The organism is Arthrobacter sp. NPDC056493, assembly GCF_042795115.1.
GTDB lineage: Bacteria > Actinomycetota > Actinomycetes > Actinomycetales > Micrococcaceae > Arthrobacter.
In genome coordinates, this window is the sequence record NZ_JBHTSL010000001.1 from 1 (window position 1) to 25,482 (window position 25,482).

General features: G+C 67.3%; 29 protein-coding genes. 16 read left to right on the forward strand and 13 right to left on the reverse strand.

Annotated features, from left to right (window positions below):
- Positions 1 to 260: 260 nt before the first annotated feature.
- Positions 261 to 740, reverse strand: coding sequence for a hypothetical protein (locus ACFQ50_RS00005; protein WP_377993448.1), 480 nt, complete (start codon positions 738 to 740; stop codon positions 261 to 263).
- 245 nt (positions 741 to 985) lie between these two features.
- Here ACFQ50_RS00005 and ACFQ50_RS00010 point away from each other — a divergent pair, with 245 nt between their 5' ends.
- From ACFQ50_RS00010 to ACFQ50_RS00020, 3 genes are all read left to right on the forward strand, one after another.
- Positions 986 to 1,519 carry an alternate-type signal peptide domain-containing protein gene (locus tag ACFQ50_RS00010; protein WP_377993449.1) on the forward strand — a complete coding sequence of 178 codons (534 nt, stop codon included), beginning with the start codon at positions 986 to 988 and terminating at the stop codon, positions 1,517 to 1,519.
- Between the two features lie 136 nt (positions 1,520 to 1,655).
- Entirely contained in the window at positions 1,656 to 2,255 is a 600-nt protein-coding gene (locus ACFQ50_RS00015; RefSeq protein WP_377993450.1) for a hypothetical protein, read from the forward strand.
- 97 nt (positions 2,256 to 2,352) lie between these two features.
- Entirely contained in the window at positions 2,353 to 2,997 is a 645-nt protein-coding gene (locus ACFQ50_RS00020; RefSeq protein WP_377993451.1) for a signal peptidase I, read from the forward strand.
- 6 nt (positions 2,998 to 3,003) lie between these two features.
- On the opposite strand, the gene ACFQ50_RS00025 is transcribed toward ACFQ50_RS00020, so the two are convergent.
- The 3 genes from ACFQ50_RS00025 to ACFQ50_RS00035 are packed head-to-tail and all read right to left on the reverse strand — an operon-like array spanning position 3,004 to position 7,406.
- A complete protein-coding gene (locus ACFQ50_RS00025) occupies positions 3,004 to 4,191 on the reverse strand; it encodes a glycoside hydrolase family 26 protein (protein WP_377993452.1) in 1,188 nt (395 codons plus the stop codon).
- A gap of 23 nt (positions 4,192 to 4,214) precedes the next feature.
- Positions 4,215 to 6,776, reverse strand: coding sequence for an Ig-like domain-containing protein (locus tag ACFQ50_RS00030; protein ID WP_377993453.1), 2,562 nt, complete (start codon positions 6,774 to 6,776; stop codon positions 4,215 to 4,217).
- A 21-nt stretch (positions 6,777 to 6,797) separates the two neighbouring features.
- A complete protein-coding gene (locus tag ACFQ50_RS00035; RefSeq protein WP_377993454.1) occupies positions 6,798 to 7,406 on the reverse strand; it encodes a hypothetical protein in 609 nt (202 codons plus the stop codon).
- Positions 7,407 to 7,582: 176 nt separating this feature from the next.
- Here ACFQ50_RS00035 and ACFQ50_RS00040 point away from each other — a divergent pair, with 176 nt between their 5' ends.
- The 3 genes from ACFQ50_RS00040 to ACFQ50_RS00050 all read left to right on the forward strand — a co-directional run bounded on the left by ACFQ50_RS00040 (position 7,583) and on the right by ACFQ50_RS00050 (position 10,403).
- Positions 7,583 to 8,320 (forward strand): GAF and ANTAR domain-containing protein, encoded by a 738-nt coding sequence (locus ACFQ50_RS00040; protein WP_377993455.1) that lies wholly within the window; start codon positions 7,583 to 7,585, stop codon positions 8,318 to 8,320.
- 131 nt (positions 8,321 to 8,451) lie between these two features.
- The gene (locus tag ACFQ50_RS00045; protein ID WP_377993456.1) at positions 8,452 to 9,723 is read left to right on the forward strand and encodes a glycosyltransferase; all 1,272 of its coding nucleotides are present in this window, start codon (positions 8,452 to 8,454) and stop codon (positions 9,721 to 9,723) included.
- A gap of 5 nt (positions 9,724 to 9,728) precedes the next feature.
- Positions 9,729 to 10,403: a class I SAM-dependent methyltransferase gene (locus tag ACFQ50_RS00050; protein ID WP_377993457.1), complete on the forward strand. Its 675-nt coding sequence runs from the start codon at positions 9,729 to 9,731 to the stop codon at positions 10,401 to 10,403.
- 51 nt (positions 10,404 to 10,454) lie between these two features.
- Here ACFQ50_RS00050 and ACFQ50_RS00055 read toward each other — a convergent pair whose 3' ends face one another.
- Positions 10,455 to 10,751, reverse strand: coding sequence for a hypothetical protein (locus ACFQ50_RS00055; protein ID WP_377993458.1), 297 nt, complete (start codon positions 10,749 to 10,751; stop codon positions 10,455 to 10,457).
- Positions 10,752 to 10,852: 101 nt separating this feature from the next.
- Positions 10,853 to 11,230: a MarR family winged helix-turn-helix transcriptional regulator gene (locus ACFQ50_RS00060; protein WP_377993459.1), complete on the reverse strand. Its 378-nt coding sequence runs from the start codon at positions 11,228 to 11,230 to the stop codon at positions 10,853 to 10,855.
- Between the two features lie 97 nt (positions 11,231 to 11,327).
- Here ACFQ50_RS00060 and ACFQ50_RS00065 point away from each other — a divergent pair, with 97 nt between their 5' ends.
- Both ACFQ50_RS00065 and ACFQ50_RS00070 read left to right on the forward strand, forming a co-directional pair.
- Positions 11,328 to 12,779 (forward strand): MFS transporter, encoded by a 1,452-nt coding sequence (locus ACFQ50_RS00065; protein ID WP_377993460.1) that lies wholly within the window; start codon positions 11,328 to 11,330, stop codon positions 12,777 to 12,779.
- A 132-nt stretch (positions 12,780 to 12,911) separates the two neighbouring features.
- On the forward strand, positions 12,912 to 13,085 hold the full coding sequence (locus tag ACFQ50_RS00070) for a hypothetical protein (RefSeq protein WP_377993461.1): 174 nt from the start codon (positions 12,912 to 12,914) through the stop codon (positions 13,083 to 13,085).
- Positions 13,086 to 13,262: 177 nt separating this feature from the next.
- Here ACFQ50_RS00070 and ACFQ50_RS00075 read toward each other — a convergent pair whose 3' ends face one another.
- Complete coding sequence (locus ACFQ50_RS00075) at positions 13,263 to 14,171, reverse strand: helix-turn-helix transcriptional regulator (protein ID WP_377993462.1); 909 nt, start codon at positions 14,169 to 14,171, stop codon at positions 13,263 to 13,265.
- A gap of 145 nt (positions 14,172 to 14,316) precedes the next feature.
- On the opposite strand from ACFQ50_RS00075, the gene ACFQ50_RS00080 reads away from it, so the two are divergent.
- The 5 genes from ACFQ50_RS00080 to ACFQ50_RS00100 all read left to right on the forward strand — a co-directional run bounded on the left by ACFQ50_RS00080 (position 14,317) and on the right by ACFQ50_RS00100 (position 18,138).
- Positions 14,317 to 15,690: a DHA2 family efflux MFS transporter permease subunit gene (locus tag ACFQ50_RS00080; RefSeq protein ID WP_377993463.1), complete on the forward strand. Its 1,374-nt coding sequence runs from the start codon at positions 14,317 to 14,319 to the stop codon at positions 15,688 to 15,690.
- Between the two features lie 35 nt (positions 15,691 to 15,725).
- Positions 15,726 to 16,157 carry a cupin domain-containing protein gene (locus tag ACFQ50_RS00085; RefSeq protein WP_377993464.1) on the forward strand — a complete coding sequence of 144 codons (432 nt, stop codon included), beginning with the start codon at positions 15,726 to 15,728 and terminating at the stop codon, positions 16,155 to 16,157.
- 10 nt (positions 16,158 to 16,167) lie between these two features.
- Complete coding sequence (locus tag ACFQ50_RS00090; RefSeq protein ID WP_377993465.1) at positions 16,168 to 17,025, forward strand: aldo/keto reductase; 858 nt, start codon at positions 16,168 to 16,170, stop codon at positions 17,023 to 17,025.
- Between the two features lie 12 nt (positions 17,026 to 17,037).
- A complete protein-coding gene (locus ACFQ50_RS00095; RefSeq protein WP_377993466.1) occupies positions 17,038 to 17,736 on the forward strand; it encodes a flavodoxin in 699 nt (232 codons plus the stop codon).
- A 69-nt stretch (positions 17,737 to 17,805) separates the two neighbouring features.
- Entirely contained in the window at positions 17,806 to 18,138 is a 333-nt protein-coding gene (locus ACFQ50_RS00100; RefSeq protein WP_377993467.1) for a carboxymuconolactone decarboxylase family protein, read from the forward strand.
- 42 nt (positions 18,139 to 18,180) lie between these two features.
- Here ACFQ50_RS00100 and ACFQ50_RS00105 read toward each other — a convergent pair whose 3' ends face one another.
- The 6 genes from ACFQ50_RS00105 to ACFQ50_RS00130 all read right to left on the reverse strand — a co-directional run bounded on the left by ACFQ50_RS00105 (position 18,181) and on the right by ACFQ50_RS00130 (position 23,517).
- Positions 18,181 to 18,570: a DUF202 domain-containing protein gene (locus tag ACFQ50_RS00105; protein WP_377993468.1), complete on the reverse strand. Its 390-nt coding sequence runs from the start codon at positions 18,568 to 18,570 to the stop codon at positions 18,181 to 18,183.
- Positions 18,571 to 18,573: 3 nt separating this feature from the next.
- Entirely contained in the window at positions 18,574 to 18,975 is a 402-nt protein-coding gene (locus ACFQ50_RS00110; RefSeq protein WP_377993469.1) for a YidH family protein, read from the reverse strand.
- 106 nt (positions 18,976 to 19,081) lie between these two features.
- Positions 19,082 to 20,278 carry a type II toxin-antitoxin system HipA family toxin gene (locus ACFQ50_RS00115; RefSeq protein WP_377993470.1) on the reverse strand — a complete coding sequence of 399 codons (1,197 nt, stop codon included), beginning with the start codon at positions 20,276 to 20,278 and terminating at the stop codon, positions 19,082 to 19,084.
- A complete protein-coding gene (locus ACFQ50_RS00120; RefSeq protein WP_377993471.1) occupies positions 20,278 to 20,481 on the reverse strand; it encodes a helix-turn-helix transcriptional regulator in 204 nt (67 codons plus the stop codon). Before ACFQ50_RS00120 ends, ACFQ50_RS00115 begins: the two co-directional genes overlap by 1 nt.
- A gap of 502 nt (positions 20,482 to 20,983) precedes the next feature.
- Positions 20,984 to 22,405 carry an FAD-binding oxidoreductase gene (locus ACFQ50_RS00125; RefSeq protein WP_377993472.1) on the reverse strand — a complete coding sequence of 474 codons (1,422 nt, stop codon included), beginning with the start codon at positions 22,403 to 22,405 and terminating at the stop codon, positions 20,984 to 20,986.
- 59 nt (positions 22,406 to 22,464) lie between these two features.
- On the reverse strand, positions 22,465 to 23,517 hold the full coding sequence (locus ACFQ50_RS00130) for a hypothetical protein (protein WP_377993473.1): 1,053 nt from the start codon (positions 23,515 to 23,517) through the stop codon (positions 22,465 to 22,467).
- A 224-nt stretch (positions 23,518 to 23,741) separates the two neighbouring features.
- Here ACFQ50_RS00130 and ACFQ50_RS00135 point away from each other — a divergent pair, with 224 nt between their 5' ends.
- From ACFQ50_RS00135 to ACFQ50_RS00145, 3 genes are all read left to right on the forward strand, one after another.
- On the forward strand, positions 23,742 to 24,386 hold the full coding sequence (locus ACFQ50_RS00135; protein ID WP_377993474.1) for a DUF998 domain-containing protein: 645 nt from the start codon (positions 23,742 to 23,744) through the stop codon (positions 24,384 to 24,386).
- A gap of 1 nt (position 24,387) precedes the next feature.
- On the forward strand, positions 24,388 to 24,669 hold the full coding sequence (locus ACFQ50_RS00140) for a hypothetical protein (RefSeq protein ID WP_377993475.1): 282 nt from the start codon (positions 24,388 to 24,390) through the stop codon (positions 24,667 to 24,669).
- Between the two features lie 190 nt (positions 24,670 to 24,859).
- Positions 24,860 to 25,477: a hypothetical protein gene (locus ACFQ50_RS00145; protein WP_377993476.1), complete on the forward strand. Its 618-nt coding sequence runs from the start codon at positions 24,860 to 24,862 to the stop codon at positions 25,475 to 25,477.
- Positions 25,478 to 25,482 lie beyond the last annotated feature (5 nt).

A 25,482-nucleotide genomic window follows, 5' to 3' on the forward strand; every position in this document is an offset into this window, starting at 1 on the left:
GAAGCTCTGAGAACGACGGCGGCCGGTTACCTTTTGTCCCCAAGGTGACCGGCCGCCGTCGTACGTCCCCAAACGTCTGGAGTTTTTGTCCAGATAATGGGGGTTAAACGCCCCGGAAGTCGCGACAAATGGACAAAAACTCCAGGCCGGCCTGTTCGAGCCTGCTTCTTGCTGCACGTCCTGACCTGCTTTGGCTGCCGGTAGTCCGCGGCTCGAAGGCACGACGGCGGCGCCCTGGCCACCGCCGAAGTCGCAGCCGGTCAGGGGCAGGCGATCTTGTTGTTCGAGTCGGACAGCGTGAGGACGAGCTGGGCTGATGCCGTGGTCCCGTCACCGTAGGTGGCCGTCACCTTGAAGGTCAGGGCGCCGGCCGGGCTGTCCTTGATGATCTGGGAGTTGATGTCCAGGCTGATGCTGGACCCGGGTGCACCGGCGTTGACTGTTCCCCAGGTATACGTTTTGGGGATGGAGCCGTTGCTCTGGAGCGCCCCGTAGGTAACGGCCGCGCTTTGGGGCAGCTGTAGTGTCAGCGTCGCGATCTTCTGGCTCGCGTTGTTGGCGCACGTCAGCGCGGTCACGGCCGGGCCGGGCCAGACTGATGCAGCAGAGACCGTCATGGTGGCCGTGGCGGACTGCTGCCACAGGGCGTGCGCGGCCGCGCCGCCGGCACCCAGCGTTACCGTCAGCCCGAATGCGATCATCGCAGTCCTGGCTCCCGGTACCCGGTCCACACGGCTCATTCTGCTCCTCGGTTGGCTGCGACGATTTCGCCTCCCATTGTTCTCCTTCCAGCTCAGGACTGCCGGCGGGTAAGCCACAGGATTGGCACAGGATCACGCCAGGTCAAGGGAGACCGAACAGGCGATCCGGATTGGTTGAATTCTTGAGTAACTCTTGACGGTCTTCAGCATGGATCCCTGAGCCGGCCACGGCATTGTTCATTTCAGAAGGAAATCCATTCAGCATTCACCCGAAGGGTCTCATCATGAAGAACAGCGCACTGATCAAGGGAACCGCCGCCATCGCCGTTGGCGCGGCACTGCTGCTGGGCGGCGGCGGCACCCTGGCGTCCTGGAACGCATCCCAGACCGCCACCCCCGGCACCATCGTCGCCGGCGACCTGAACGTCGCGGCAGATACGGGCGTCTGGACGGACCGGCTGGGCAACCCGGTCACCATCTCCACCTACAGGGTTGTCCCCGGCGACAAGCTCACCTACAGCCAGGTCCTGAACGTCACCCTGACAGGCAACAAGATGGCCGCCGACATCACCGCAACAGGCACCGGCGCGGACAACGGCTTCAACGCCGCAAACGTCATCGTCTCCGCCCCGGTCCTGACGGCGGGTACCTCCAGCACGGTTGTCAGCAACCCGCTGAAGACGTCCGGAACGGTCACCGCGACCATCACGTTCGAGTTCAAGTCCGGCACCGCGAACCGTGCCGACGTGACCAAGTCCTACGACTTCGGCAGCGTCGCCTTCGACCTGAACCAGGTCACCCAGACCGGCCTGTCCTAGGCTTAACGGAGCAAGAAACCTGATCGCGACCATCCGGTTTGGCCGGCGAGTCCGGCCGGCGGATGGCCGCCTTCAGGTTTCAGGCCGGGGGCAGCCAGTTCCCGGTGGGACAAACAGTGAGGCGGCAGGAGGGGTGATGCGCATTCCGCGGGCTTTGCGGGCGGCGGCGCTGACCGCCGCCGCGGTGCTGCTGGGCCTGCTGGTGGTCCAGGGCAGCTATGCGCTGTGGAACGCCACCGCCCCGGCGGCGCCCGGAACCGTCAACGCGGCATCCTTCGACGTGACCATCACCGGCGCACCGTCAACCCAGAGCATGACAATGACGACGCCGGCAGGGCAGCAGGCGTCCCTGGCGCTGACCACGCAGACCAACGGGTTGTCCGCGCTGACCCCGGGTTCTGCCGCGTACGCCAGCGTCACCGCAGCCAACAATTCCGACGCCGGCGGCCCGTTCAGCATCAGCCTCACCGCCGGGATACCCCAGAAGGTCAACGCCGGGTCCGGCACCCTGGCCGATTATCTGACGGTCAGGGCCAAGAACGCCTCCCTTCCCGCCGACTGCACCTCCGCCGCCGGGTACCAGGTGCCGGCCGGTGCCGGAATCACCTCGGGACCCGTGGCCAAGACCCGAACCACCATAATGTGTTTTGAAGTGACGCTCTCGGCGTCCGCCCCGACGAGTGTGAAGGGGCAGTCCGTGACCATCACAGTTCCCCTCACCGCTTCCCAGCTCTGAGCCGGCCCCGCGGACTGGTCAGCCCCGCCCCGAGCAGCCCGGACTGAGCAGCCCGCCCCGAGCAGCCCGGGGACGGCGTCTTGATACGCTTCCGTTCATGGGCAATCCGGATCGCGGGGGAGTACCCGGAGGACAGGGCCAGCCGGCAGGGGAAGCGGTTCCGCCGGACAGCTCGGCCACCCCGGAAGGGACAGCGCCGTCGCGTGGGAAACGCGTGTGGTCGGCTGCGGGACGGCTGGCCAGCATCGTTGTGTTGACGGTCATGGTGTTTGCCGCGCTGGTGCTCATCATCGTTCCGCGGGTTACGGGCTCCCACACCTACACGGTCCTGACCAACTCGATGGCGCCGAAGTACCCGCCAGGCACGTTCCTGGTGGCCAGGCCCGCAGCGTACAGCGAACTGACCTACGGCGACATCGTCACGTTCCAGCTGGAGTCCGGCAAGCCGGCTGTGGAGACGCACAGGATCGTCGGGTTCGGCTCGGCCCAGACCGGCGAAAAGACCCTGATCACCAAGGGCGACAACAACGACGTCAACGATCCCAACCCCGTCCGGGAAGTGCAGGTGCAGGGCAAGCTCTTCTACGCCGTGCCGTACGCGGGCTTCCTCGCCAACGCCGTGGGCAACAGCGACCGTGGCCTCTGGCTGAGCGTCGGCGCCGTCGTCCTCATCGGCTACGGGATCGTCCTCATCCTGAAAACCGTCCGCGGCCTCCGCCGAGGCACAAAAGCGGCCCCGTAAACCAAGTCACTGCGCCGGCGTGCATTCCTTGGGCTCTGGGGCGAACTGGAACCAGTCGGGAAGTTCCGCGGTGTAGGCCTTGGCGATCGCAGGGGTCCCGGCGGATCGCCAGTCAACCACGGCCTTGACCTCCACCTCGTTCTTGTTCCATTCGAACCAGTTGATCATCTTCAGCTGCGGGTAGTCCTTCGGGATCCGCGCGTCGAAGAGTTGCCGCCACCAGGCCTGCTTGATGGCCAGTTCCTTGGCGCCGCCGCGGCTGGGAACACTGAGTGCGGCGGTCTCCGGGATCGCCACCGGCTTGCCCCGGCGCTTGCCGTACTCGCCGTAGAAGTCGGGGACGGCGAGGTCGTTGCCGCCGGCGCCGTTGTAGGTGCCGGTCAGCTGCTGCAGGAATTTGCCGGGCTCGGGCACCACGTTGGCGCCCCAGGGGTAGGTGTTGCCCCAGTGGTAGAGCGACATGCCCACCCAGTCCACGGCGTCGTCGCCCGGGTAATAGGGCGCGTAGGGGTCGTCCGCCCCGGTCACTTCACCGTTTTTGTCGGTGTCCAGCGCCGTGAAGGCAGCGGTGCCGGCGACCGCCTGGTGCGCCCCGCCCGTGAACGGGTAGCCGCCGCCGTAGTTCGGCGCCCACATCGTGGCGCTGCCGGGCGCGAGCCGGTGGATCGAGCCGGCAACCCGCCGGAACGCGGCCTTGTACTCCGCCGGCTGCTGGCCCCATTCGTACCAGGAACCGTTCATCTCGTGGGCGAACCTGACGATCACCGGAACGCCGGCTTTGTTGAACCGGTCCAGCGTGCCGGCCAGCTTGTCCGTCACCTCCTGCGTCACGGCGGCGAGGCCCTTCCGCGGCTCCAGCGTCAGCAGCAGGATGCCGCCGTCGCCCCGCACCTGCCCGTAGGCCGCCTCGAGGTTCGCTTCGTCGGCGGTCGTGAACGGGAACTGCGTGAAGCTGACCACCACGGCGGGCCTGCGGCCCAGCCCGCCGGCGTACTGCCGCAGCGTCTCATGCTCCCAGTCCAGGTTCACCCCGGACAGAATGCCCGACGCCGGCGCCAGCTTGGCTCCGGACGTCACCTCGCACACAGCCACAGTCGGCGACGGAGCCTTCTGGGTTTCCGGCGCAGGGGAGCACCCTGCCAGCACCAGGCCCGCTGCCACCGCTATTGTTGTCCGTCCCCGGCTGATGTTCACAGGCTCCAATCTATGCCACCCCATCAGAAGTCCCGGTCCAGTGTGCCGGTTTCGGTTGCGGGGGCTGTGGAGCAGGCGGTGCCCGCCGCGTTTGTCACGGCCGCCAGGGGAGTCCACACCATGGCGGCTGCGGCACCGGCGGTCCGGATGCTCGACGCGGCGCTGGCAACGGTTCCCAGGGTGACCGTGACCACCGTCCGCGGGACGCCGCCGACGGTGACCGTCGCCGCAGTCATCGTGGCGTTGAACGTGACAGTCTTGCGGTTCTTGACGTAGTTCTGGTTCAGGTTCACGGCGCCGAGATTCACCGAGCTGCCCGTTCGTTGGACGTCAAGGCTATCCGCTGCGTTGCCCAGGCCCAGGAGGTTTCCGTCGCGGAGGCGCACGGTGACGGCCAGCGGCGTTCCGGTCCAGCCTGGGCTGACTGTGGCGGTGTTGACCTGCTGGGTGTAGGTGAAGTTCATGGCGTCGCCGGTTTCCAGCCGCCCTGCCGTGGCGCCGGCGTTGACGGTCTGGATGTCGGCCGCCCGGAGCGGGCTGTTGTCCACGCGGCGGCCCGTGACGGTGGCCGACGTCGTCTCCCGGCCGGCCCCATCCAGCAGTACCGCTCGCATGTCGTAGAGCCCGTCGGCAACCGTGGTGGTGTTCCAGGGGCAGGTCAGCGGCGTACCGGTGATGGTGCAGCGTGTGGTCCAGGTGGAAGTACCCGACGGCGCCGTCTGGATCCTGATGCTGGTGATGCCGGACGGTGCATTTGCGGCAGCCTTGAGGGTGACGGTGCCGGTCAAGTACGCGCCGGGGTCTTCCACCGAGACCGAGGAGACGGTGTTGTCCACGGTCCGCGCGGTGACCGCCGTCGAGATGGTGCTGGTGCCGGCGGCGTCGGTGGCAATGGCGCGGAAGGCGTAGCTGCCGTTGGCCAGGGCCGTGGTGTCGAACCGGCAGCTGAACGGAGCCACGGCCACCGTGCAGAACGTGGTCCAGTTGGTGGTTCCGTTCGGCGAATACTGGAGCTGGACCTGGGCAACGCCGGAGTCCGCGTCGGCAGCCGTGGCGGTGAACGTGCGCGTGCCGGCCAGCGGTGTTCCAGGATCGGTCATGCTCACCGTGGGCGCCGTGTTGTCCACCAGGACGTCGGTCAGTGTGGCCGAGTACGTGGTGGTGGTTCCGGCCACGGCCACGGCGCGGAGGTCGTAATAGTCGTTGGCGAAGGCCGTGGTTGCCCAGGTGCAGTTGTACGGGGAGAGCAGATTGGCGCAGAGCGTGTTCCACTTTCCGGCACCGGCCAGCGAGTACTCGATCCGCACGGCGTAGACGGCCGTGCCCTTGTTGAAGAGGTTGGCGGTGAGCGGGGTCTGGCCCTTGACGATCTCGCCGGGGTCAGACAGGGTGACCAGCAGGCTGTTGGCGACGACGGTGTCCACGGTGGCCGAGGTGGTGGCGAGCCCGGCCTTGTCGGTGGCGGTGGCGCGGAGGCTGTAGGTGCCGTCGGCACCGGCCTTCGTGTTCCACGCGCACGCATATGGCGAGGCGGCCGCAGTGCAGAGGGTGGTCCAGGCCGACGCGCCGGGGGCCAGGTACTGGATGGTGACGTCGCGGATGCCGGACTCGGCGTCGGCAGCGGACGCGCTCACGGTCACCGTGTCCTTGACCGTTGTTCCGGGATTGGCCAGCGTCACCGTGGGAGGGTTCCAGTCGGCGGCCGCGGCAAAGAGATTGCCTTCGTTCCTGGTGACGGAGGTGAAGGCCGCGGAGGCGAAGGCGGCTGCCCCCGCCAGAACCAGCGCACAGAGCGAGGCCACAACGCCCAGCACCCGGCCGGCTGTTTCGTGGCGGCGTCCAAAACGCGCTATTCGGCCGGCGGCCCGCCGGATCCGCGGCAGTCTCCGGCGTGCGGGAACGGACGTGCCCGACGGCGGCGGGTCACCGCCGTCGGGATCCTGACCGCCGCCGTCGGAATCCGGACCATCGCCGTCGGGGTGAGGTCCGCCGTCGTCTTCTTCCGGGCCTGTCCGCGCACGGCCCCCGACCGCTGCCCAGAGGCAGAGGAGGGTGACAGCCAACCAGAGGGCCAGCGCGGCGATGTTGCCGGTGCCCAGCCAGAGCCCGGGCAGGCCTACGGCGGGGACCAGCAGCCGGGCCATCCCCACGATCTGTTCACGGTATAGGGGAGCGGTGTCCAGCTCGGCGTTCGCGTCGCCGGCTGTGGTGTAGCTGCCGTCCGTGTTCTCGGAGACGATCCGGTGCAGCACGGTGGTGCCCGCATGCGGGCCACCCGGATCGGCAGGAGTGAACCGCACCACCCCGCCCACCGGAACGATGTCCCCGTCCGAGAAGGCGGTGGACAGCACCACGTCGCCCACGCTGACGTGAGGTTCCATCGACCCTGACCGCACCACGCTGCCCTGCCAGCCCAGGAGGACCGGTATCAGGGCAACGCCGGCCAGGCTCAGCAGAACGCCAAGATACAGGCGGGAGACGGTGGAGAGCACAAAAACAGGCCAGCCCTCCGGCGAGAGGATCCCGCGCACGCCGGAAGGGCCGGCAGACTCGGGGCTCTCCGGATTCACGGAGCGGCGGGGCATGCCGGGAGGCTCAGTGGGTGACTAGTCGGACTGCAGCTCCCAGACGAGGTCGATCGTGATGCGGGCGCCCTGCATGGCGTTGATCTGTGTCTGCGTCAGGCCCGTGGTGTCGAAACGCCATGACGCCCGGTAGCTCTGAGTTTCACCAGGCGTTCCCGTGGTCTGCCACTGAGAAGCACCCGAGGCATAGTCGTGGTACGTGGAGGCCAGCGCCGAGACCGCCCCGGCCGGAATGCCGTTCCCGGTCGGAGTGAAGCCCGTGCAGTCGTTGAACGATCCGCCAGTGCCCTGCTCCAGGTCGAAGATGATCCGGTCTTCCAGGCCTCGGGAGGCAACCAGGTTTTCGGCGTAGTCGCGCACCTTGCCCGGGACATTCGCCTGGGACGTGACCACGATGCACCTTTGTCCCGTTTGGCCCGGGACGATGTTCTCGACATGGAACGCCGCGGCGCCCTGGTCGTCATCAGCCAGGAGCACACTGCCGGTGCTCCAGGAGTTGCCGGCGTTGCGGGTGGTGGCCGTGAACGCGGCCGTTGAACCCTGCCAGACAAGGCCGCCAGCCAGAAGGACCGACAGGGGCCCTGCGCCGTAGGCGGCTATTTTATGTAGACGTGCAGAAGGCTTTTTCATGCTCAATCCCCCCAGGGTTGAAACCGATTGACATAACTGTCGTACGCCACGAGCATACTCATCCGGTCAACAGAACTGAAGCGGCCCATGACACACTCTGTCAACAGCTGACGCCGTAGCTGCCCACCGCGGGGTGGTCTTGTTCTGCTGTGCCGCGGCTCTTAACGTTTTAGGGTATGAGCACCGGAGATCAGTCGGACGACTTTGAGCAGCTGCATGCCCTGATCACCAATGGCGAGGACATCAAAGGGTTCCTGGACGGGATGACGGGTTTCGCGGCCGCAATGATGTCGCGTTCCACGGGCGACCGGATTGAGTGCGCCGTGACCCTGCACCGGCGGAAGCGCAGCGCATCGATCGCGGGCAGCAGCGACGAGGCAGTGGTGCTGGACGAAATCGAACAGCGCCTGGGCCAGGGGCCCTGCGAGGAAGCGCTTGAGACCGGGGCTCCGGTGCTCCTCGGTGATGTCGCCACGGATCGACGCTGGCCGCAGTACCGCGAGACCCTCGAGGCGGCGGGGTGCCGCAGCGCGCTGGGCATTCCGCTCAAGCTGGGGCCGGACGCCGCCGGGGTTCTGAACTTTTTCGCCCCGGCCACGGGTCTGTTCACCGAGGACGCCATCGCAAACGCCCAGGTTTTCGCCGTCATGGCCGGGCAGGCGCTGCATCTGGCGCTGCGGATTGCCGCCGCCGACCAGCTGGCCGAGAACCTCCGGGCAGCCATGGAAGGCCGGACCGCGATCGATCTGGCCTGCGGGATCATCATGGCCCAGAACCGCTGCTCCCATGACGAAGCCTTTGAGATCCTTCGGCGCGGCTCCAGCACACGGAACCAGAAGCTGCGCGCCCTCGCGGAGGAGATCGTCGGGGGGTTCTCAGGCGCGCCGGCGGCGGCCACCCACTTCGAGGACTGAAGGCGTCGGTTACGCCCTGGCCGGGTCAGGAATACGTTCGACGGCGGGAGGCTGGCCGACGCCGCATAAGTACGGCGAAATGGCCGGCCTCTGCACTATCCCCGGGCCCCCGCAGGCCATAAGCTCCGAGCATGTCATCAGTCATCGTTTGCAGCGGCCCCCACGACGGCCACGTTTCGCCCATGCTCGGAGTCGCTCGCCACCTGATCGACCGCGGTCACCGGGTGCGGTTCCTGACCGGCCCCGCCTACCAGGACGCGGTGAAGGCCGTCGGGGCCGAGTTCCTACCGCTGGGTCCCGGTGCGGAGTACGGTACAGAGCCCAGCGCGGCCACCGGCGTGCAGGCGATCCGCGAGGGCATCCGCGGGCTGGTGATCGAGCCGGCTCGCGGCCAGTACCTGCCCCTCGAGGCGGCGATCGCAGCCGAGCACACGGACGCCGTCCTGGCGGAGGTCACTTTCATGGGTGCAGCCACCCTGTCCAGGCTGCCGCGCCACCAGCGCCCCGCCGTCATCGCCTGCGGAATCCTGCCGCTGACACTGTCCAGCCCGGACTGCGCCCCCTATGGCTCGGGCCTGGCACCCGGCAAGGGAAAGGCAGCCCGCCTGCGGAACCGCGTGCTGAACTGGATGGTTTCCGACGTCGTGCTGAAGGACAGCCAGCAGCAGGTGGACGCCCTCACCCGCGAGCTCGTGGGCGTGGGGCTGGAGGGGCTGTTCATCCTCGACTGGGCCCGCCGCGCGGAACTCATCGCCCAGTTCACCGTGCAGGAGTTCGAGTACCCGCGCTCGGACGCGCCGGACAACCTCCGCTTCTTCGGGCCGATGTCCCGGCACGCCGCCTCGTCCTCGGTGACCCCGAAACCGGACTGGTGGGGGGAGCTGAACGGCTCCCGCCCGGTGGTCTACGTGACGCAGGGGACCGTCTCCAATGAGGACTTCACCGCCCTGGTGGGCCCCACGCTCGAAGGGCTCGCGGACGAGGACGTCACCGTCGTCGTCAGCACCGGCCGCCGCCCGCTGTCGGCCCTGCCGCCGCTCCCGGCCAACGCCCGTGCCGCCGAGTTCCTGCCGGACGCGGAACTCCTGCCGAAGGTGGCCGTCTACATCACCAACGGCGGCTACGGCGGCCTCCATTACGCGATGGAAAACGGCGTCCCCATCGTGGTTGCGGGGGACACCGAGGACAAACCGGAGGGGGCCGCCCGGGTGGCCTGGGCCGGCGTCGGAATCAACCTCAAAACGGGACGGCCCAAGCCGGCGGCCATCCGCCACGCCGTGCGAAAGGTGCTGGCCGACGGCCGGTACCGGGCCGGCAGCCAGCGGATCGGGGCCGCGATCGCCGCCTCCCCGGGTGTTGACGGGCTCCTCGACGAGATGGAAGCGATGCTGCGGAAGGTGTGAACGGCATGGACAGTGCAGGGGACGGCGGCAATACGCTGGAGCACCTCCAGCATCCCCGCTTTGCCCGCGCCTACGCGCGCGCCGTCGGGCGGATGAACCGCCGGGGCGCCACCGAACACCGCCGCCGCATGCTGGCTGGCCTGCACGGGACGGTCATCGAGATTGGCGCGGGGGACGGATCGGCCTTTGCGCTCTACCCGGTGGCAGTCACCCACGTCCTGGCCCTGGAGCCCGATGACTACCTGAGGAGCCTTGCCCTGCACCGCGCCGCCACGTCCGGCGTGCCGGTGACGGTGAGGGCCGCCGCGGCCGAGTGCATCCCGGCCGACGACGGCAGTGCGGATGCCGTCGTCGCCAGCCTCGTGCTGTGCAGCGTCGCCGACCAGGCTGCCGCCCTTGCGGAAATCCGGCGCGTCCTGCGCCCCGGCGGAACCCTGGCCTACTACGAGCACGTCCGTTCCGAGCGCCCTGTCCTGGCCGCCGTCGAAGACCTGCTCACGCCGGCATGGCAGCGCCTGGCCGGAGGATGCCATCCCAACCGGGACACGCTCGGCGCCATCACTGCGGCCGGATTCACCATCCAGGACAACCAGCGGTTCGGCTTCGCCGTCCAGTCCATGACCCCGCCGGTAGCCCACATCCTGGGCCACGCCACCAGCCCGGTACCGCCCGGGGATTGACGACGGCGGCGCCCGTGGGTCAGGCACCGCCGCCGCGCCGTCCGTCACTTGTCAGGCGTCAGCGCCAGGAGTGAAGTAGTTGTGCGCTTCGTGATAGGTAATTTTCGGCTGCTCCGGTATCCCGGCCTCTGCGCTGTAGGGACCGATCTGGTCCCGCGCGAAGGCCTCGTACTGCTCGCGGGATTGCCAGAGGTCCGTGACGAGCAGCCCATCGTCCGTTGCCGCCACCCAGTGCCCAAGGGCGCCGGCCGGACCAGGGCCGCCCTTGGTCAGGTTCATTTTTTCGATGACCTGGTCGTATTGCGCCAGCGTGGCGCCCTTGAATTCCATAATGACCGCGACTGCCATCTCCTGCTCCTCACACCTCGTTGTGCAACGGCCCGCATCTGGACCGATACGGCTGGTTTTACGCGCAGGAGGTAGCCCCGTCAAGGAGCAGTAAGAAGGGGTCAGGCCAGGTTTTCCTTGAGGAGCGCGCGGTGTTCGACGGCGGCGGCCTGGTGGAGCTTCCGGCCCGCCTCGGTGAGTTCCAGGTAGAGCGAACGGCGGTCGTGGGCACAGGACTGGCGGGTCAGCAGCCCGGCCTTCTCCAGCCGGTCCACCACCTTGGAGACGGCGCTCTGGCTCATGGGGGTGCGCTCGCCGAGTTCCTTCATCAGGCACGCTGCCTTGCTGTCCTCTGCCACGAGGTCCAGGATCTCGAACTCGTTCAGGCCGATGCTGAACTCGGCCTCAAGGGCGCGGTCAAGGGCGCACGATGTGCGGAAGTACGCGTCCTGGATGCTGCGCCATTGCTCAACCAGCAGGCGGTCCGTCGTCGAAGCCATGGACTGATTTTAGCCGAGACACGAACTCAAGTCCACGTCATAATATTCCGCGTCATATTCCTTGTCATTGAATGACGCGTCATATAGATTTTTGGACATGACATCACCCACCACCCTCGAACGAACTGCAGGACCCCTCGCCTCGGCCGTCCGCTGGACCCGTGCCCAGTGGCTCCTGCTGATGGTTGTCTGCACCGTCCTGGCCCTGGACGGGCTGGATGTGTCCATGGTGGGCGTGGCCCTGCCGTCCATCGGGCACGAACTGAACCTCGGCACGGACGCCCTGCAGTGGATCGTCTCCGCCTACGTCCTCGGCTACGGCAGCCTGCTGCTTCTGGGCGGCCGGCTCGCGGACCTCCTGGGCCGCCGCCGCATCTTCCTCATCGCCCTCTCCGTCTTCGCGGCCGCCTCTCTGCTGGGCGGACTCGTGGATGACCCCGCCATCCTCATCGCCACACGGTTCGTGAAGGGCCTCGCGGCCGCGTTCACCGCGCCCACGGGCTTCTCCATCATCACCACCAACTTCGCTGAGGGCCGCGAGCGCAACAAGGCCCTCTCCATCTTCACCACGTTCGGGGCCAGCGGCTTCTCGCTGGGGCTCGTCGTCGGCGGTCTCATGACCAGCCTGAGCTGGCGCTGGACGTTCCTGGTCTCCGTGCCGATCGCCGTCCTGGTGGTCATCCTGGGCAACCGCTTCATCCCGCGGGATACGCCCGACGCCAAGGACAGCGGCCACGACATCTGGGGCGCCGTCACGCTCGCGCTGGGGATGCTGGGACTCGTGTACACGCTGGTGTCCGCACCGGAACGGGGCTGGGGATCTGTGGCAACAATCGCCGGATTCGTCATCTCCGCCGCGGTGCTGGCGGCCTTCGCTGTCATCGAGAACAAGGTCAGACACCCGCTCATCCGCTTCGGCATCCTGCGCGAGGGCTGGGTGGCGCGGGCCAACCTCAGCGCGGTGGGGCTGTTTGGCTCCTACCTCAGCTTCCAGTTCATCGTGACGCTGTTCCTGCAGTCCGCCCTGGGGTGGAGCCCGCTGGCGATGGCACTCGCCCTGCTGCCCACCGGACTGATTGTCGCCACCAGCGCGCCGTTTGCCGACCGCCTGATCAACGCGTTCGGTGCCACCCGGCTGATCCTGGCCGGGCTGGCCGCCATGGGGCTCGGCTACGTCCTGTTCCTCCGGGTGGGCACCACGCCCAACTACGCCCTGGACATCCTGCCCTCGATCATCCTGCTGGGCATCGGCTTTGCCCTGGCGTTCCCGTCCATCAACGTCCAGGCCACCGCGGGCATCAGGGACTCCGAGCAGGGCCTGGCAGCCGGACTCATCCAGACCAGCACGCAGGTGGGGGCCGCCCTGGTCCTGGCGGTCACCACCGCCATGGTCAGCGGAGGGCATTCCGGCGGCGGCGCTGTCCCCAGTGCCGCAGCCATGCTTGAGCAGTACCGGCCGGGCCTGATGCTGAGTGCCGCCGTCGCCATCGCCGCGCTGCTGGTTGCGGCTGCGCCGGCACGACGGCGGACGGTCGCCTTGGCGGCGTAGCCGCCAGTCAGGCTCCGCCAGCTATACGCCCCGAGGGCAACGAAGGCTCCCGTCCGGCTCGCCGCCGGGCGGGAGCCTTCCGTCGAACCATTCCGGACAACCGCGCCATCCCGGACAACTTGGAGCGATCTCATGACCGGATCCAAGGGTGCTTCCAGTTTCCCGCGGTACGACTGGAACATGCAGGGCAAGAACATTGACGATTCGGCTCCGGGCCGCAACTGGTGGCCGTATATCAAGTACGGCTCGGTCATCCTCCTGGCCGCTTTTGCGGTGTGGATCCTCGTTGTGGGTCTTTCCGGATAGTTCCGGCCTGCTAGTTCCGGGATTATCATCCCTGCATGAAGGCGAAGCTCTACGTGTACCTCACACAAGGCCAGGAATGGAGCGCGGGAACATACCGGCCCGGAGCCAGTTGGTGACGCATCCGGCGAACGGGCCCCCGCAGCCATAAACTTCGGGGGCGTTTTGGGGCAGTGTTTCTCAGCCGGCGTCGGCAGGGCCCGCCGCTGATGGCGTTGGCGGGTTGGCTGGTGCTGGTTTGGCCGTGTTGCTGTTGGCGCTCCAGCTGGCGAGAAAGTTCAGTTGGTCCTGGGCGTGGCTGCCGGCTTCGGCGGTGTAGGCGATCAGGGTGAGTCCTTCGCCGGGGAGATCGAGGGCGTCGCCGGTGAGTTCGATGTCGCCCACCAGCGGGTTGTGCATGGTTTTGCGGGCTGTGCGGTGGAAGCGGACGTTGTGCCGTGCCCAGCGTGTAGAGAACTCGGTGCTGCCGGCGGCGAGGTCGCCGATGAGGTTGTTCAGGTTCCGGTCGCGCGGGCTCCGGCCCGATTCGGTGCGCATGGCCGCGGCGAAGTCGTCGGCGAGGGTCTCCCACTCCACGAAGAAGTCGCGGGAACGCGGGTCCAGGAACATGAACCGGGCAAGGTTCATGGGCAGCGTGGCTGGGCTGAGGATGTCCGTGTAGAGGGCGAAACAGAGGCTGTTCGCCGCCACGACGTCCATGCGGGCGTTGCGGACGTAGGCGGGCGTCCCGGTCATCCCCGCCAGCAGCCTTTCGATGCTGGGACGCACCTCGGACCGTGCCCGACGGACACCGGATGCCGGGGCGGGCGCGGCGGCTTTGGCCAGATCGTACAGGTGGGCGCGTTCGGCCTCGTCGAGCTGCAGCGCGCGGGAGAGGGAGTCCAGAACGGATTCGGACACTCCCCGGAGGTTTCCCCGTTCCAGGCGGGCGTAGTACTCGGTGCTGACTCCGGTGAGCATGGCCACTTCCTCGCGCTTGAGCCCGGCCACCCTCCTGGTTCCTCCGTAGGCGGGCAGCCCCGCCTGGGCCGGCGTGATGCGCTGCCGCCGGCTCATGAGGAACTCTCGAACGTCGCTCGTGTTGTCCATGGGGTCTACGCTACGGCGGGCCGGGCCGGTCTAACAGGAACTGCCAGTACACCTCACAGCAGACACTCCCGCGCTCATGAAAGTACTGGTTTTCTTGAAAGAGATCCCGTTCCCTCCGTGGAACTTCCTGTGTCGAAAGGACTCCATGTCCGTGTCTACCGTCAGCCGCCCGGCAGTTGCGGCCCGCCCGAGGGCCTCCCTGGCAGTGGCCATGCTGGGGTTCTTCGTTGTCGCTTTGGATGCCCAGATCGTCAACGTTGCGCTGCCGGGAATCCGGAACGACCTGGGTGGCGGCCTGTCCGGGCTGCAGTGGGTGGTCACCGGCTACACGCTGATGTTTTCCGCCCTCCAGCTGTTTGCGGGCACGTTCTCGGATCGTGTCGGCGCCCGCCGGGCCTACGGCCTGGGCATGATCGTGTTCGTCGTTGCCTCCGCTGCATGCGCGTTCAGCCCCGCCCTCCCGGCACTTGTGAGCGGCCGCATCCTGCAGGGCATCGGAGCGGCGATCATCACCCCGGCTTCCCTGGCCCTGATCCGGGAGGCCTATCACGACGCCGCCGCCCGCGGCCGGGCCATTGTGTATTGGGGGTTGGGTGGTTCCGTCGCTGCCGCCGCGGGGCCGGTGGTTGGCGGTCTGCTCACCCAGATCGACTGGCGGCTTATTTTCTTCGTCAATGTGCCCGTCGGAGCGGCAGCCCTTGCCGTCCTGTCCCGGGTAACCCCGTCGCCCCGGCGGCCGGCTCCCTTCGACTGGGCCGGGCAGATCAGCGCCGTGGCCGCGCTCGCAAGCCTGACCTACGGCATCATCGAGGGCGCCGAGGCAGGCTACGGGGCCCCGGGAATTCTGCTGGTGTTTGCCGTCGGCGCCGTGTCGGCCGCCGCGTTCATCATGCTCCAGGCCAGAGGCCGGCACCCGATGATCCCGCTGGACCTGTTTCGCTCACGTGCCGTGTCCACGACGCTGGTCATTGCCGTGGTCACCATGGCGGCCTTCTACGGCGTCGTGTTCGTTCAAAGCCTCTACTTCCAGCAGGTGCGCGGCTCCTCTGCCTTGGAGACCGGGCTCCTGTTCCTGCCGATGACGGCCCTGGTGGCACTTCTCAACCCCTGGGTTGCCCGTCTCATGGCCCGGTATGGGCACGCGGCCATGATCGCCACGGGCCAGGTGGTCATGGCCACCGGACTCGCCGGACTGTGTCTGCTGCCGCCGGATGCCCCGGTCCTGCTCGTCGCCGCGCTCATGGTTCCGGTCGGCGTCGGGGGTTCCTTCACCGTCCCGTCAATCATCGCCGTGGTGCTGGACCACGTTCCTGCCGAGCGGGCCGGTACGGCCAGCGGAGTGGTCAACACCGCCCGGCAGGCCGGCGGCTCGCTCGGTGTGGCCATCTTCGGGGCGGTACTGGCCAGCGGTGAATTCATGGCGGGCTTGCGCACCAGCCTCGGCGCCACCGCGGCTGTGCTCATCATCCTGGTGTTGGCGTCGCTGTCCCTGCGCCGGCGGCGCCAACGGGAAATCTGACCAATCGCACCTCACGTCAAACCAAGGAGCAAAGCATGCATCTTGCAGTTCCCGGGCCCACATCCAAGGGCCCGGCCGAAAAATTCACCGGCGACGTCTACCTCAACGCCCTGCACGGCGCCGAACACCCCTCACGGCTGGCATCCGCCATGGTCCGGTTTACCCCCGGAGCCCGCACACACTGGCACTCGCACCCCGTGGGCCAGACCCTGCACTGCACCGACGGCACCGGACTCGTGGCAAACCGTGACGGCGAGGTCATCCTCATGCGTGCCGGAGACACCGTGTACACCCCGGCCGGGGAGGAACACTGGCACGGCGCGACGCGGGACAGCCTGATGTGCCACCTGGCGCTGGTGGAACACGACGCCGGACAAACCGCCACGTGGTTCGAACCCGTCACCGAGGACGACTACCGCGCCGCCCACGCCACAACACACCCTGAAACCTTCAACGAACAACGCTAAGGAATCCCCCATGAAAAGTGTCACCCTCAACAACGGCGTCGAAATGCCCATCCTGGGCTTTGGTGTCTTCCAGATCCCCGAAGAGGAAACCCAGGCTGCGGTCGAAGCGGCGCTGGCCGCCGGCTACCGGCACCTGGACACCGCCGCGTCCTACGGCAACGAGGAAGCCGTCGGGGCGGCCATCAAAGCCAGCGGCATCGCCCGCGAGGAGCTGTTCATCACCACCAAGCTCTGGATCCAGCACGCACCCACGGGCAGCGTCTACGAGGACAGCAAGCTCTCGTTCCAGAATTCCCTGAACCGGCTCGGGCTGGACTACCTGGACCTCTACCTGATCCACCAGCCGCTCGGGGACTACTACAGCGAATGGCGCGCCATGCAGGACCTGAACAAGGAAGGCCTGGCCCGGGCGATTGGTGTCTCGAACTTCCATCCTGACCGGCTGGTGGACCTCATCGAGCACAACGAGATCGTCCCCGCCGTGAACCAGATCGAGACCCACCCGTTCCACCAGCGCGCCGCCGACCAGGAGCTGATGCGCGAACGCGGCGTCCAGATCGAGTCCTGGGGACCGTTCGCCGAAGGCAAGAACAACCTCTTCACCGATCCTGTCCTCAGCGCCATCGGTGCCGCGCACGGCAAGTCCGTGGCGCAGGTGGTGCTGCGCTGGCTCATCCAGCGCGGCGTCCTCGTCATCCCCAAATCGGTCCGGCCGGAGCGCATGGCCCAGAACCTCGACGTGTTCGGCTTCGACCTTACCGATGAGCAGATGACCCAAATCAGCGCCCTGGACACCGGCGCCAGCCTCTTCTTCGACCACCGTGACCCCGCCATGGTCGGCTGGCTGGGCGGGCGCCGGTACAGCTAAGTACGGACACCCTTGAGCACCAATCTGTTGGGCATCAGCCGGCGGTCCGCCCTTCGCGGGGCGGCCGCCGGCCTGACCGGAGCGCTGCTGGCCGCAGGAACAGCAGGCTGCACACCAGGAGGAGACAGCTCTGTGGCTTCAACGCAGCCATCGCGGCCGCCAGCCGGTTCGCGGGAGAGTAGCGGGCGCGTCCTGTTGGCCTACTTCTCCCGGGCCGGTGAGAACTATTACTACGGCGGCCGCACCAACCTCGACGCCGGCAACACCGAAGTGCTCGCTGGCATGATCAGCACGCGGGTCACCTGCGACGTGCACCGCATCGAGGCTGCAGAGCCCTACCCGGACGGCTATGACGCCACCGTGGCGCGCAACGTCCGCGAACAGGATCAGGGTGCCCGGCCTGCAATCGCCAACCCGCTGCCCGCCATCGACCACTACGACGCCGTCATCCTGGCCAGCGGCATCTGGAACGTCAGGGCACCGATGATCATGGCCACCTTCGCCGAAAACTACGACTTCACCGGCATAACCATCTATCCCGTCACCACACACGCCATGAGCGGGCTCGGCACCACCGTCCGCGACTACGAGGCGTCCTGTCCGGGCGCCACCATCGCGGAAGGCTTCTCGGTCAAAGGCGAGGAAGTGCGCCAGGCCGGAGCGGAGATTGACTCCTGGCTACAACGCACGGGACTCATCCGCGCCGGATAGAGCGGCGTCCCGGATAAACGGGCCGCCCCCACAGCATCAAACATCACACATCCCCCGAAAGGACCTCACATGAGCGCTTCACACCAGACCAGGGCCCAGCAACTCATCGGCGACTTCGCCCCAAAACTCGTCGACCTCACGGACGGCGTGCTCTTCGGCGACATCTGGGAACGGGAGGAACTCTCCGCCCGGGACCGCAGCCTCATCACCGTCGCCAGCCTGATCACAAGCGGCAGCACCGAACAGCTCCGCGGGCACCTCGCCCGGGCCCGGGCCAACGGACTGACCGAGACAGAACTGAAGGAGGCCATCATCCATCTGGCGTTCTACGCCGGATGGCCCAAGGCGATGTCAGCCATCACCGTCGCCAAGGACGTCTTCGCCGCAGCCGAACAGCCCTAGCTCCGCAACGGCAAGGATGGGTCCATCACGCCATGAGGATTCCTAGGACAGCACCAGCCAGATGCCCAACGCCCCGAGGGCAACGCAGGCTCCCGCGGTCCAGAGGACGGCTGCCGTGTCCGGTGTCAGGCGCCCTGCCCGGATTCCCTCGATGCTCCGCCGGTAGCGCCGCCGCTGGGTGAGGTAGATGCCGCTTCCCGCGGTGACGGTCAGCCCGAACATCGCCAGGACGAACGGCCCCTGGTCCGGAATCCAGCGGAGCGTCACGGCGCTCGCGGCAATCAGCGTGAGCACCGTCCGGCCCCAGGCAAGAGCGGTGCGTTCGGGCTGCAGCCCCGGGTCACCGTGAAGGTGACGGTCGGCGTGAACGGGACGGCCGCCGTCGTACGGGCCGTTGCCCGGCAGGGGAGCGGGGGCAGGGTTCTCGGTCAACGTTTAGGCAAGAACGACGACGGCGATCACCACCGCCGCTGCCACGGCGCAGCCGGCGGCGAGCAGCGGGCCGATCAGCGGCAGGGGCAGCGGACGGTTGGAACGCAGGCTGCGCTCCACCCGCAGCCAGCGGAGGGCAGAGCCAGCGCTGAGCAGCATGCCCAGCAGCAGAAGCAGGACCGACAGCCCGCGGCGGATGGGTTCCGGGAAGACATCGGACGTGAAGGCCTCCACCGCGATGCCGCCGGCCAGCAGGGCCAGGGACGTGCGGATCCACGCCAGGAAGGTGCGTTCGTTCGCCAGGGTGAATCGCGGGTCCGGCTCGGTGCCGCCGGGCAGGAGCCTTTCGGCGAGCCTGCCCCTGCGGGGGTCGGGACCGGACGGGGACGGCGGGGTGGACGGCACGGTCACAGTCTAGCTTCCGCGCTCCCACCCAACTGACTCGCAGTAGATGTCGTTTTGAGCGCCCAAAACGACATCTACTGCGAGTCAGTTGGGCAGCCGCGCGCACTTAACCGGTTAGTTCCGCCCGGCGGTGGCGCAGCTCCCTCACAGCCCGGTTCAGAGGGGACCCGTGGAACGGCAGCGCTTCGAGATCCACCGAGGCTGCGGCCTTCAGGGCTGCGGCGTTGGCTGATGCGGCGGCCCTCTGCGGCAGGCCGATCTCAGCCGCGAACTCGGCCCAGTGCCGTGCCCTCAGGTTCTTCGATCTGCCCGCGACCGGCAGCGCCATGGTGATGTCGCCGTAGACGAGCGTGCAGGGCACGTCATAGACGGGCGCGACGGCGTAGCCGCCTCCGTGCCGGCCGCCCAGGACGGAAACATTCTTGGCGTGCAGGTCACCGTTGCCGGTCAGCCAGGCGAACAAAAACTGCAGGTACAGGTTCCGGGCGGCCACGGCCGGAGCCTTGGACACCCGGGCCAGGGCTGCGACAACTTCTTCCGCGGCCACGCTGTACTTTGATGCGGGCGGCAGACCCAGCACCTGCGCCCCGTCCTCCGTCGGCAGGTGCGTCCACTGCCCGCCGTCACTGACCCGGTCGAAGCGTGTGACGAGCAGGCCTGGCAAGGCGTTCTTGTCGTGGACGATGGTGGCGGCCGCGACGGGGATTTTCAGCACCTTGGCCGCAGCCAGATGGGCTGCCTCGTTCTGGATGAGGTTGGCGTGGGTGGGCGGGTTCATCTTCAGGATGTATCGGCCGTCGGCCAAAGCCAGGGGCGCGGACAGCATGGAAGCGCTGACTTTGGGCTGGACGCCGGGCAGTCCGTGCAGGTCGAGCGCTTCGGCGAGGACGGTGAAGTCCAAGACCGCCGGATCTGTCGTGTCCGCGAGGGGCTCCGGCTCGGCCAGCGCTTCGCCTGCCGGGACGATCTGCACGTCGCCCGGCACATCGGCACCGACGGCCATGATCAGCGTCAGCTCATCGTCGAGGCTGGTCTTGGCAGCGTTCTTCAGCACGGTCAGCCGGTGACCTTCGGGCAGCAGGCCCGCGAAGAACGCAGGCAGGCCGCCGCCGTGGGTGACGATAGGTGCCTCTCCCGGCGGCAGTGTGGTGGCAATGCCGGGCAGCCCGGCCTTCAGGTAATCCGGGACATATGTGAATTCGCTACCGCCGTTCTCGGTCCTGGCCAACCGGCCGGCCAGTTCCCCTTGCTTGTAGACGTCGGCGGCCGGGAGGAAGCGCAGCCGCTGCAGGCCACCGGCCATCAGGCGGCCGCCACATGCAGGCCGAGTACGTTCGCAACAGATATGACGGCTGCCAGCGTGGGGTTGCCGGTGCCCGTCTCGATGGCCCGGACGGTGCGCTCTGAGACTCCGGCCAGATCGGCCAGGTCACTCTGCTTCAGGCCTGCTTCCTTGCGCGCCAAACGAACTGACAGCCCGATGCCCTGCACGTCTTCTTCTGTCACTGTCCCAGCCCGCTTCCATCGGCATCATGTTGCCGTTTCCGGCCCTTACGACCCACAGTCTTCCCCATGCGGGACATTTCGGCAATATATTGCCGTTTCGGGGCCTGGCTGGCTCTTGGCGGACGCCCACGAGCCGGATCGGCAGGATGTTGCCGGACTTGCTGCTGGGGGAAGTTCAACCGCTAACCCGCGATGCCTTCGCGATGCGTACATGAGTCACCGGGGCCGGAACGTATTGGGGGGACACTCCGGCCCCGGTAACCGGGGGCTAGCCAGTGGGGCCGGAACGTATTGGGGGGACAGTCCGGCCCGGCACTTGACCCGCAGCCTTGCTCAGAGACTGCGTCCCGTTGGGGTAGCAAGACCACTCTGTCCTGCACAGGCTACGGAAACCTTGAGGAAACTTGGGAAACCTTCCCGCAAAATGGCTGGCGCGCTGTGTCCCGGAGCCTGAGGTTGGCCTTGGGGGCCCCGGCCCGGCGTGGCCGGCGGGGACCGCGAATCAGGCGGGCGTCGGCAGGATGTTGTGGTTGTAGCGGAACACATTCTGCGGGTCGTAGCGGTTCTTGATGGCCACGAGGCGCCGGTATTTGTCCTGCCCGTAGGCCCGGCGCGCGGCATCCAGAAAGTCCTGCTGTCCGAGTTCGGCGCCCAGGAAGTTGACGTATTCGCCGTGCTCGGAGAACGGCTGCATGAGGGCGTACGCCTTCCGGGCGAAGGCGGTGAGCCGTTCATCCTCGGACGGGTCCTGCCAGAACCCGTACACGTTGAGCCAGTAGCGCGCGGACCGGTTCGGGAACGCTGTGGCATCTTCCGGTATCCGCCCGAAGGCGCCTTCCAGGTGGTGGATGTCAATCCCGGTCCCTTGCCAGGTCACCTCGGAGGCGAAACCCAGCAGGACGTCCACCACCTCCTCGTCCAGGCGGGAGAACGAGACGTTCTTCCAGTAGCCGCGCGAACCTTTGGGGAACACCGTGTCCATGGCACTTTGCCAGTCCAGCCAGGAGGTTGCGCCTACCTCCTGTTCGTCGGGCGGGGCCGCGGAGCGCAGCTGTTCAACCAGATCCAGGCCGGTCTGATGGTCTGCACCGGCCCAGGCGAATCCGATCACCATCCACGGATCGTCACCCATTCCGAACCCGGGCGGCAGCACCAGGAAGGAGATGATCGCGTTCATCGTGTCGGGCAAGTCCCGGGTCCAGGCCGCGAACGCCATGGGGGCGTTGCGCCATTGGGGTTGCCGGTAGAAGAGGTTTCCGCCCAGCGGCGACGGCAGCGGGTGCGCGCGGAAGGTAAAGGAGGAGACCACGCCGAAGTTCCCGCCGCCTCCGCGCAGCCCCCAAAACAACTCGGGGTTCTCCCGTCCGCTGGCGTGCAGGTGGTCTCCACCGGAAGTAACGACGTCGGCGGCGTCCAGGTTGTCCAGGCTCAGGCCGTAGGAGCGCGTCAGCCAGCCGACGCCGCCGCCCAGGGCGAGTCCGGCCACCCCGGTTCCGCTGATCACCCCCAGCGGAACGGCCAGGCCGTGTGCCGCCGTCGCCCCGTCCGCGTCCGCCAGCGTCGCCCCGGGTTCCACCGAGACGAGCCCGTTCCCGGCGTCCACATGCACGCCCCGAAGCGGTCCCAGATCCAGGACGAGGCCGCCCGCAACAGTGCCGTGCCCGGCGATGTTGTGCCCGCCGCCGCGGACAGCCAGCGCCAGTCCGCTGCGCCGCACGGCATCGAGCGCCGCGTCGATATCCGAGACGGCGCCCGCCCGGGCCACGGCGAGCGGACGGACATCCACCATGCCGTTCCATACAGCACGGGCCTCCTCGTAGAGCGGATCCCGCGGCTCGATCAACTGTCCGGACAGCCGCCCGCGCAACTCGTGCAGCGTCTGCTGGATCTCACGTTCGGGGCCGTTGTGCTGAACTGTAGCCATCGGTCGATGCTTCCGGGTCAAAGGGTGGGTGCGCGGCCGGACTCGGCGCGCCTGTGAGGTTACCGTGGTGCGGCATGTCTGCCTGCGTCCGTGTCCGAGCCCGACGTCGGAACGAAGTTCCAGTCGAAAGACCCGTCGGCCCGCAGGGTCAGCCGAAGGAAACCGTGGGTGTTGCTGAACCGCTTCACGATGTACGGCGGACTGCTGGTGAACGATCGGAGACCGATGCCTCCCGTGGAAACCTGGAACGCTGTCATCCCATCCTTGACGCACTGGTCAGCGTTGTTCACCGGACATGAGCGTTCGTAGTTGTGTTGTGACCCGGACAGGGTGAGCCGCACCCGGTGCTTCCACATCACGTCGATCCACGGTTTGAGCTCAGTGGACCGCCCATGTGCGTCGGTGTTCGACGTGAAGTACGGGTCGTGGTGCACCACCGCCAGGTACTTTCCCGCCGCCTGCGCGGCAGCGAGGTCCTTGTCCAGCCACGCCGTCAACGCCCGGGCCTGTACCGGGTTGTACCGCCAGTGCGCGGAGGACAGGAACGCGAAGTGCCACCGCCCGAAGTCCTTCGAATAGGGTTGCCCGTTCCCGATGAACCCGCGCTGCTGGTTGATCGCCGCCTTCGCGGGGGCACCCGGGCATTGGCCATTCATGAAGTTGTCGAGGTCCTCGTTCCGTCCGGGCTCCCAGTCATGGTTGGGTGCGGACACCCAGTACAACTTGGGTTTCGTGCCACCCCAAAGCGGCGTCCAGTAGTTCACGTAGTCAGCGCAGTAGGCGGTGCTGTACTGGAAGTCCCCGAGCCCCAGGAACGCATCAATCTGGTTCTTCTGGACGAGCCGGGTGATGGCCGCGGCGTTCCGCCCGGACGGGCTGTCCGGTGCGGCCATGTTCGCGCCGTTCATGTCGCCGACAGCAGCGATCCTCACGTCACCCGGACGTGAAGCGGTCTCGATGGGTGACGGTGTGGGTGGCCCGGCGAGAGTCGTCGTTGGTTGCGGCACTTCCCCCTCGGCGTTCCCGCTGCCGATAACGAGGGACACGCCCCAGAGGCCAGCGACGCCGAGGAGAAGAGCGGACGTTCCAGCGATAACACGATTGCGGCGCATGGGGCTTCGCCTCCCTTAATCGGGGTGCGGTGTGCACTGCTTCGGGCAAACTGCTCCACTCCAAGTGTCCGCCGGGACCCTCTTGTGATGTCCAGAGTTTAAGTTCACGGCCTGCGCTGGGCAACAGCGGATTTGTTCATCGCCGGGGCATTAACGCCCGACGGCGATCGTCCGGGCATCCGCTGTTCCCGCGGTCACCAATCACCGCTAGGCTCCACTTTGTGATGTCAGGCTATGTCCCGGCACAGCCGGTGCCCCGGCGACGGCGGGTTGGGCCGGCCGCCGTTTCAGGCATGGCCGGGGCGGTCCTGTTCGTGGCCGCGTTCACCGCCCAAGGGTGGATGGACCCCGGCTACTCCTGGACCGGCATGTTTGTCAGCGAGCTGTCCCTCGGACCCCGCGGCTGGGTCCAGATCCTCAACTTCCTGCTGACCGGCGCGCTGATGCTGATCTTCGGCCGCGGCCTCGGCACCCATTTCAGCACCGGTCCGGCTTCACTGGCCGGACCGCTGGTTGTGCAGTGCATGGGGAGTTGCCTGATGGCGTCCGGGCCTTTCACCACCGATCCGTCGTCGTTGTCCGGCCAACCCACCACGCACGGCCTGCTGCACGGGATCTTCGGGGCCCTGTTCTTCACGTTGGCGCCCGTCTGCTGCTTTGTCTTCCACCGGCGCTTCCGCGGCGAGCCGGCCTGGCGCCCCCTGGCGGGGTGGACGCTGACCGCCGGAGTCCTCCTGAGCCTGGGGATCGTCATGCTCAAAATCAGCCAGCAGCCCGGGACGGGACTCTTCGCGATCATGGCCTGGATCTTCGCCGTCGCGTTCCGCCTTCGCACCAGTTCCGCACATCATGGAGGGGGAGGTACTTAAGATGTCTGATTCCGAGCTTGCAGCACTCCGGGAGCAAGCGGCCCGCGGGGACCTCGACGCCGTCGCCGAACTGATTGAACGTGCCGCGGAGCGGGAAGACTTCGAAGAGCTGCGGAGTCTTGCGGAGCGCGGCAGCAGGGACGCCGCAGACCAGCTTGTTGAACTCGCCGCAGAAAAATCGGACCTGGATGAGCTTCGGCGGCTCGCCGCCGGCGGCAATAGCGATGCTGCCGACATTCTCGCCGAGCTCACGGATGAAGGCTCCGACGACGACGACGAATAAGGGTCCGTGGCCGACGCCGGGTCAGCCCCCTCCCGGGGCCGGCGCATTAAGAGAACGTCAATTTCTGCCCTGCTGGCGTATGGAAAGCGTTAAGGCCCGTTCCCTGAGCCGTCGCCGGTGGTGCCATTAAAGGAAGAGGACACAGCAGCCACCCTGGCCGCCGTCCGATCCTTGGCAGGAGCCAACCAGCATGAACACCACCTCGCGGATGGAGGACGCATCCGGTCTTTCCTCCGCTGCCGGTCCCGACCGGGACTTTGTGGCCGTCGATGAGAGCGGGGAGTTTTCGTATCACCGGTCCGAACAGGATCTGGTGGCTGCATTCGAGTACCCTGCCGAGGCTGCGTGCATCATCGACCGCAGCGGCGGCGGCTACCGGCTGGCACTGGATCCGGACAGGCACCTGGTTCTGGGGCCTGCACGCGGCCCGGTGGAATTCCATTGGCTCCGGCAGGCGTGGCTGGACGCGCAAAACGACCACCCGGAACGGCACCGGCTCCGGCGCTTCTTCCCGCCTACCCGGGAAGAGGTGATGCAGGACGTGTTCGAAACCCTCGCCCTGGAACACGGGCCAGAGCCGGCCGAGGGTTCGTGGTCTCTGGGCGTCAACGGCACCGCGTTCTATCCAGCGAATCTGGCGGACCTCGACAGCTGGCTCGCACGCCAGGACCGGATGGAGCATATTCTCGTGAAGGACCCCTTCGGGCACCTTTACCGGCCGTCGCGGCACCGCGGACACTGGTACCTGCCCGCGGACGCGGGGTTCATCCTGTACGTTGAAGTCCCGGCGCCGAACGTCTCCCGCTGAATCCT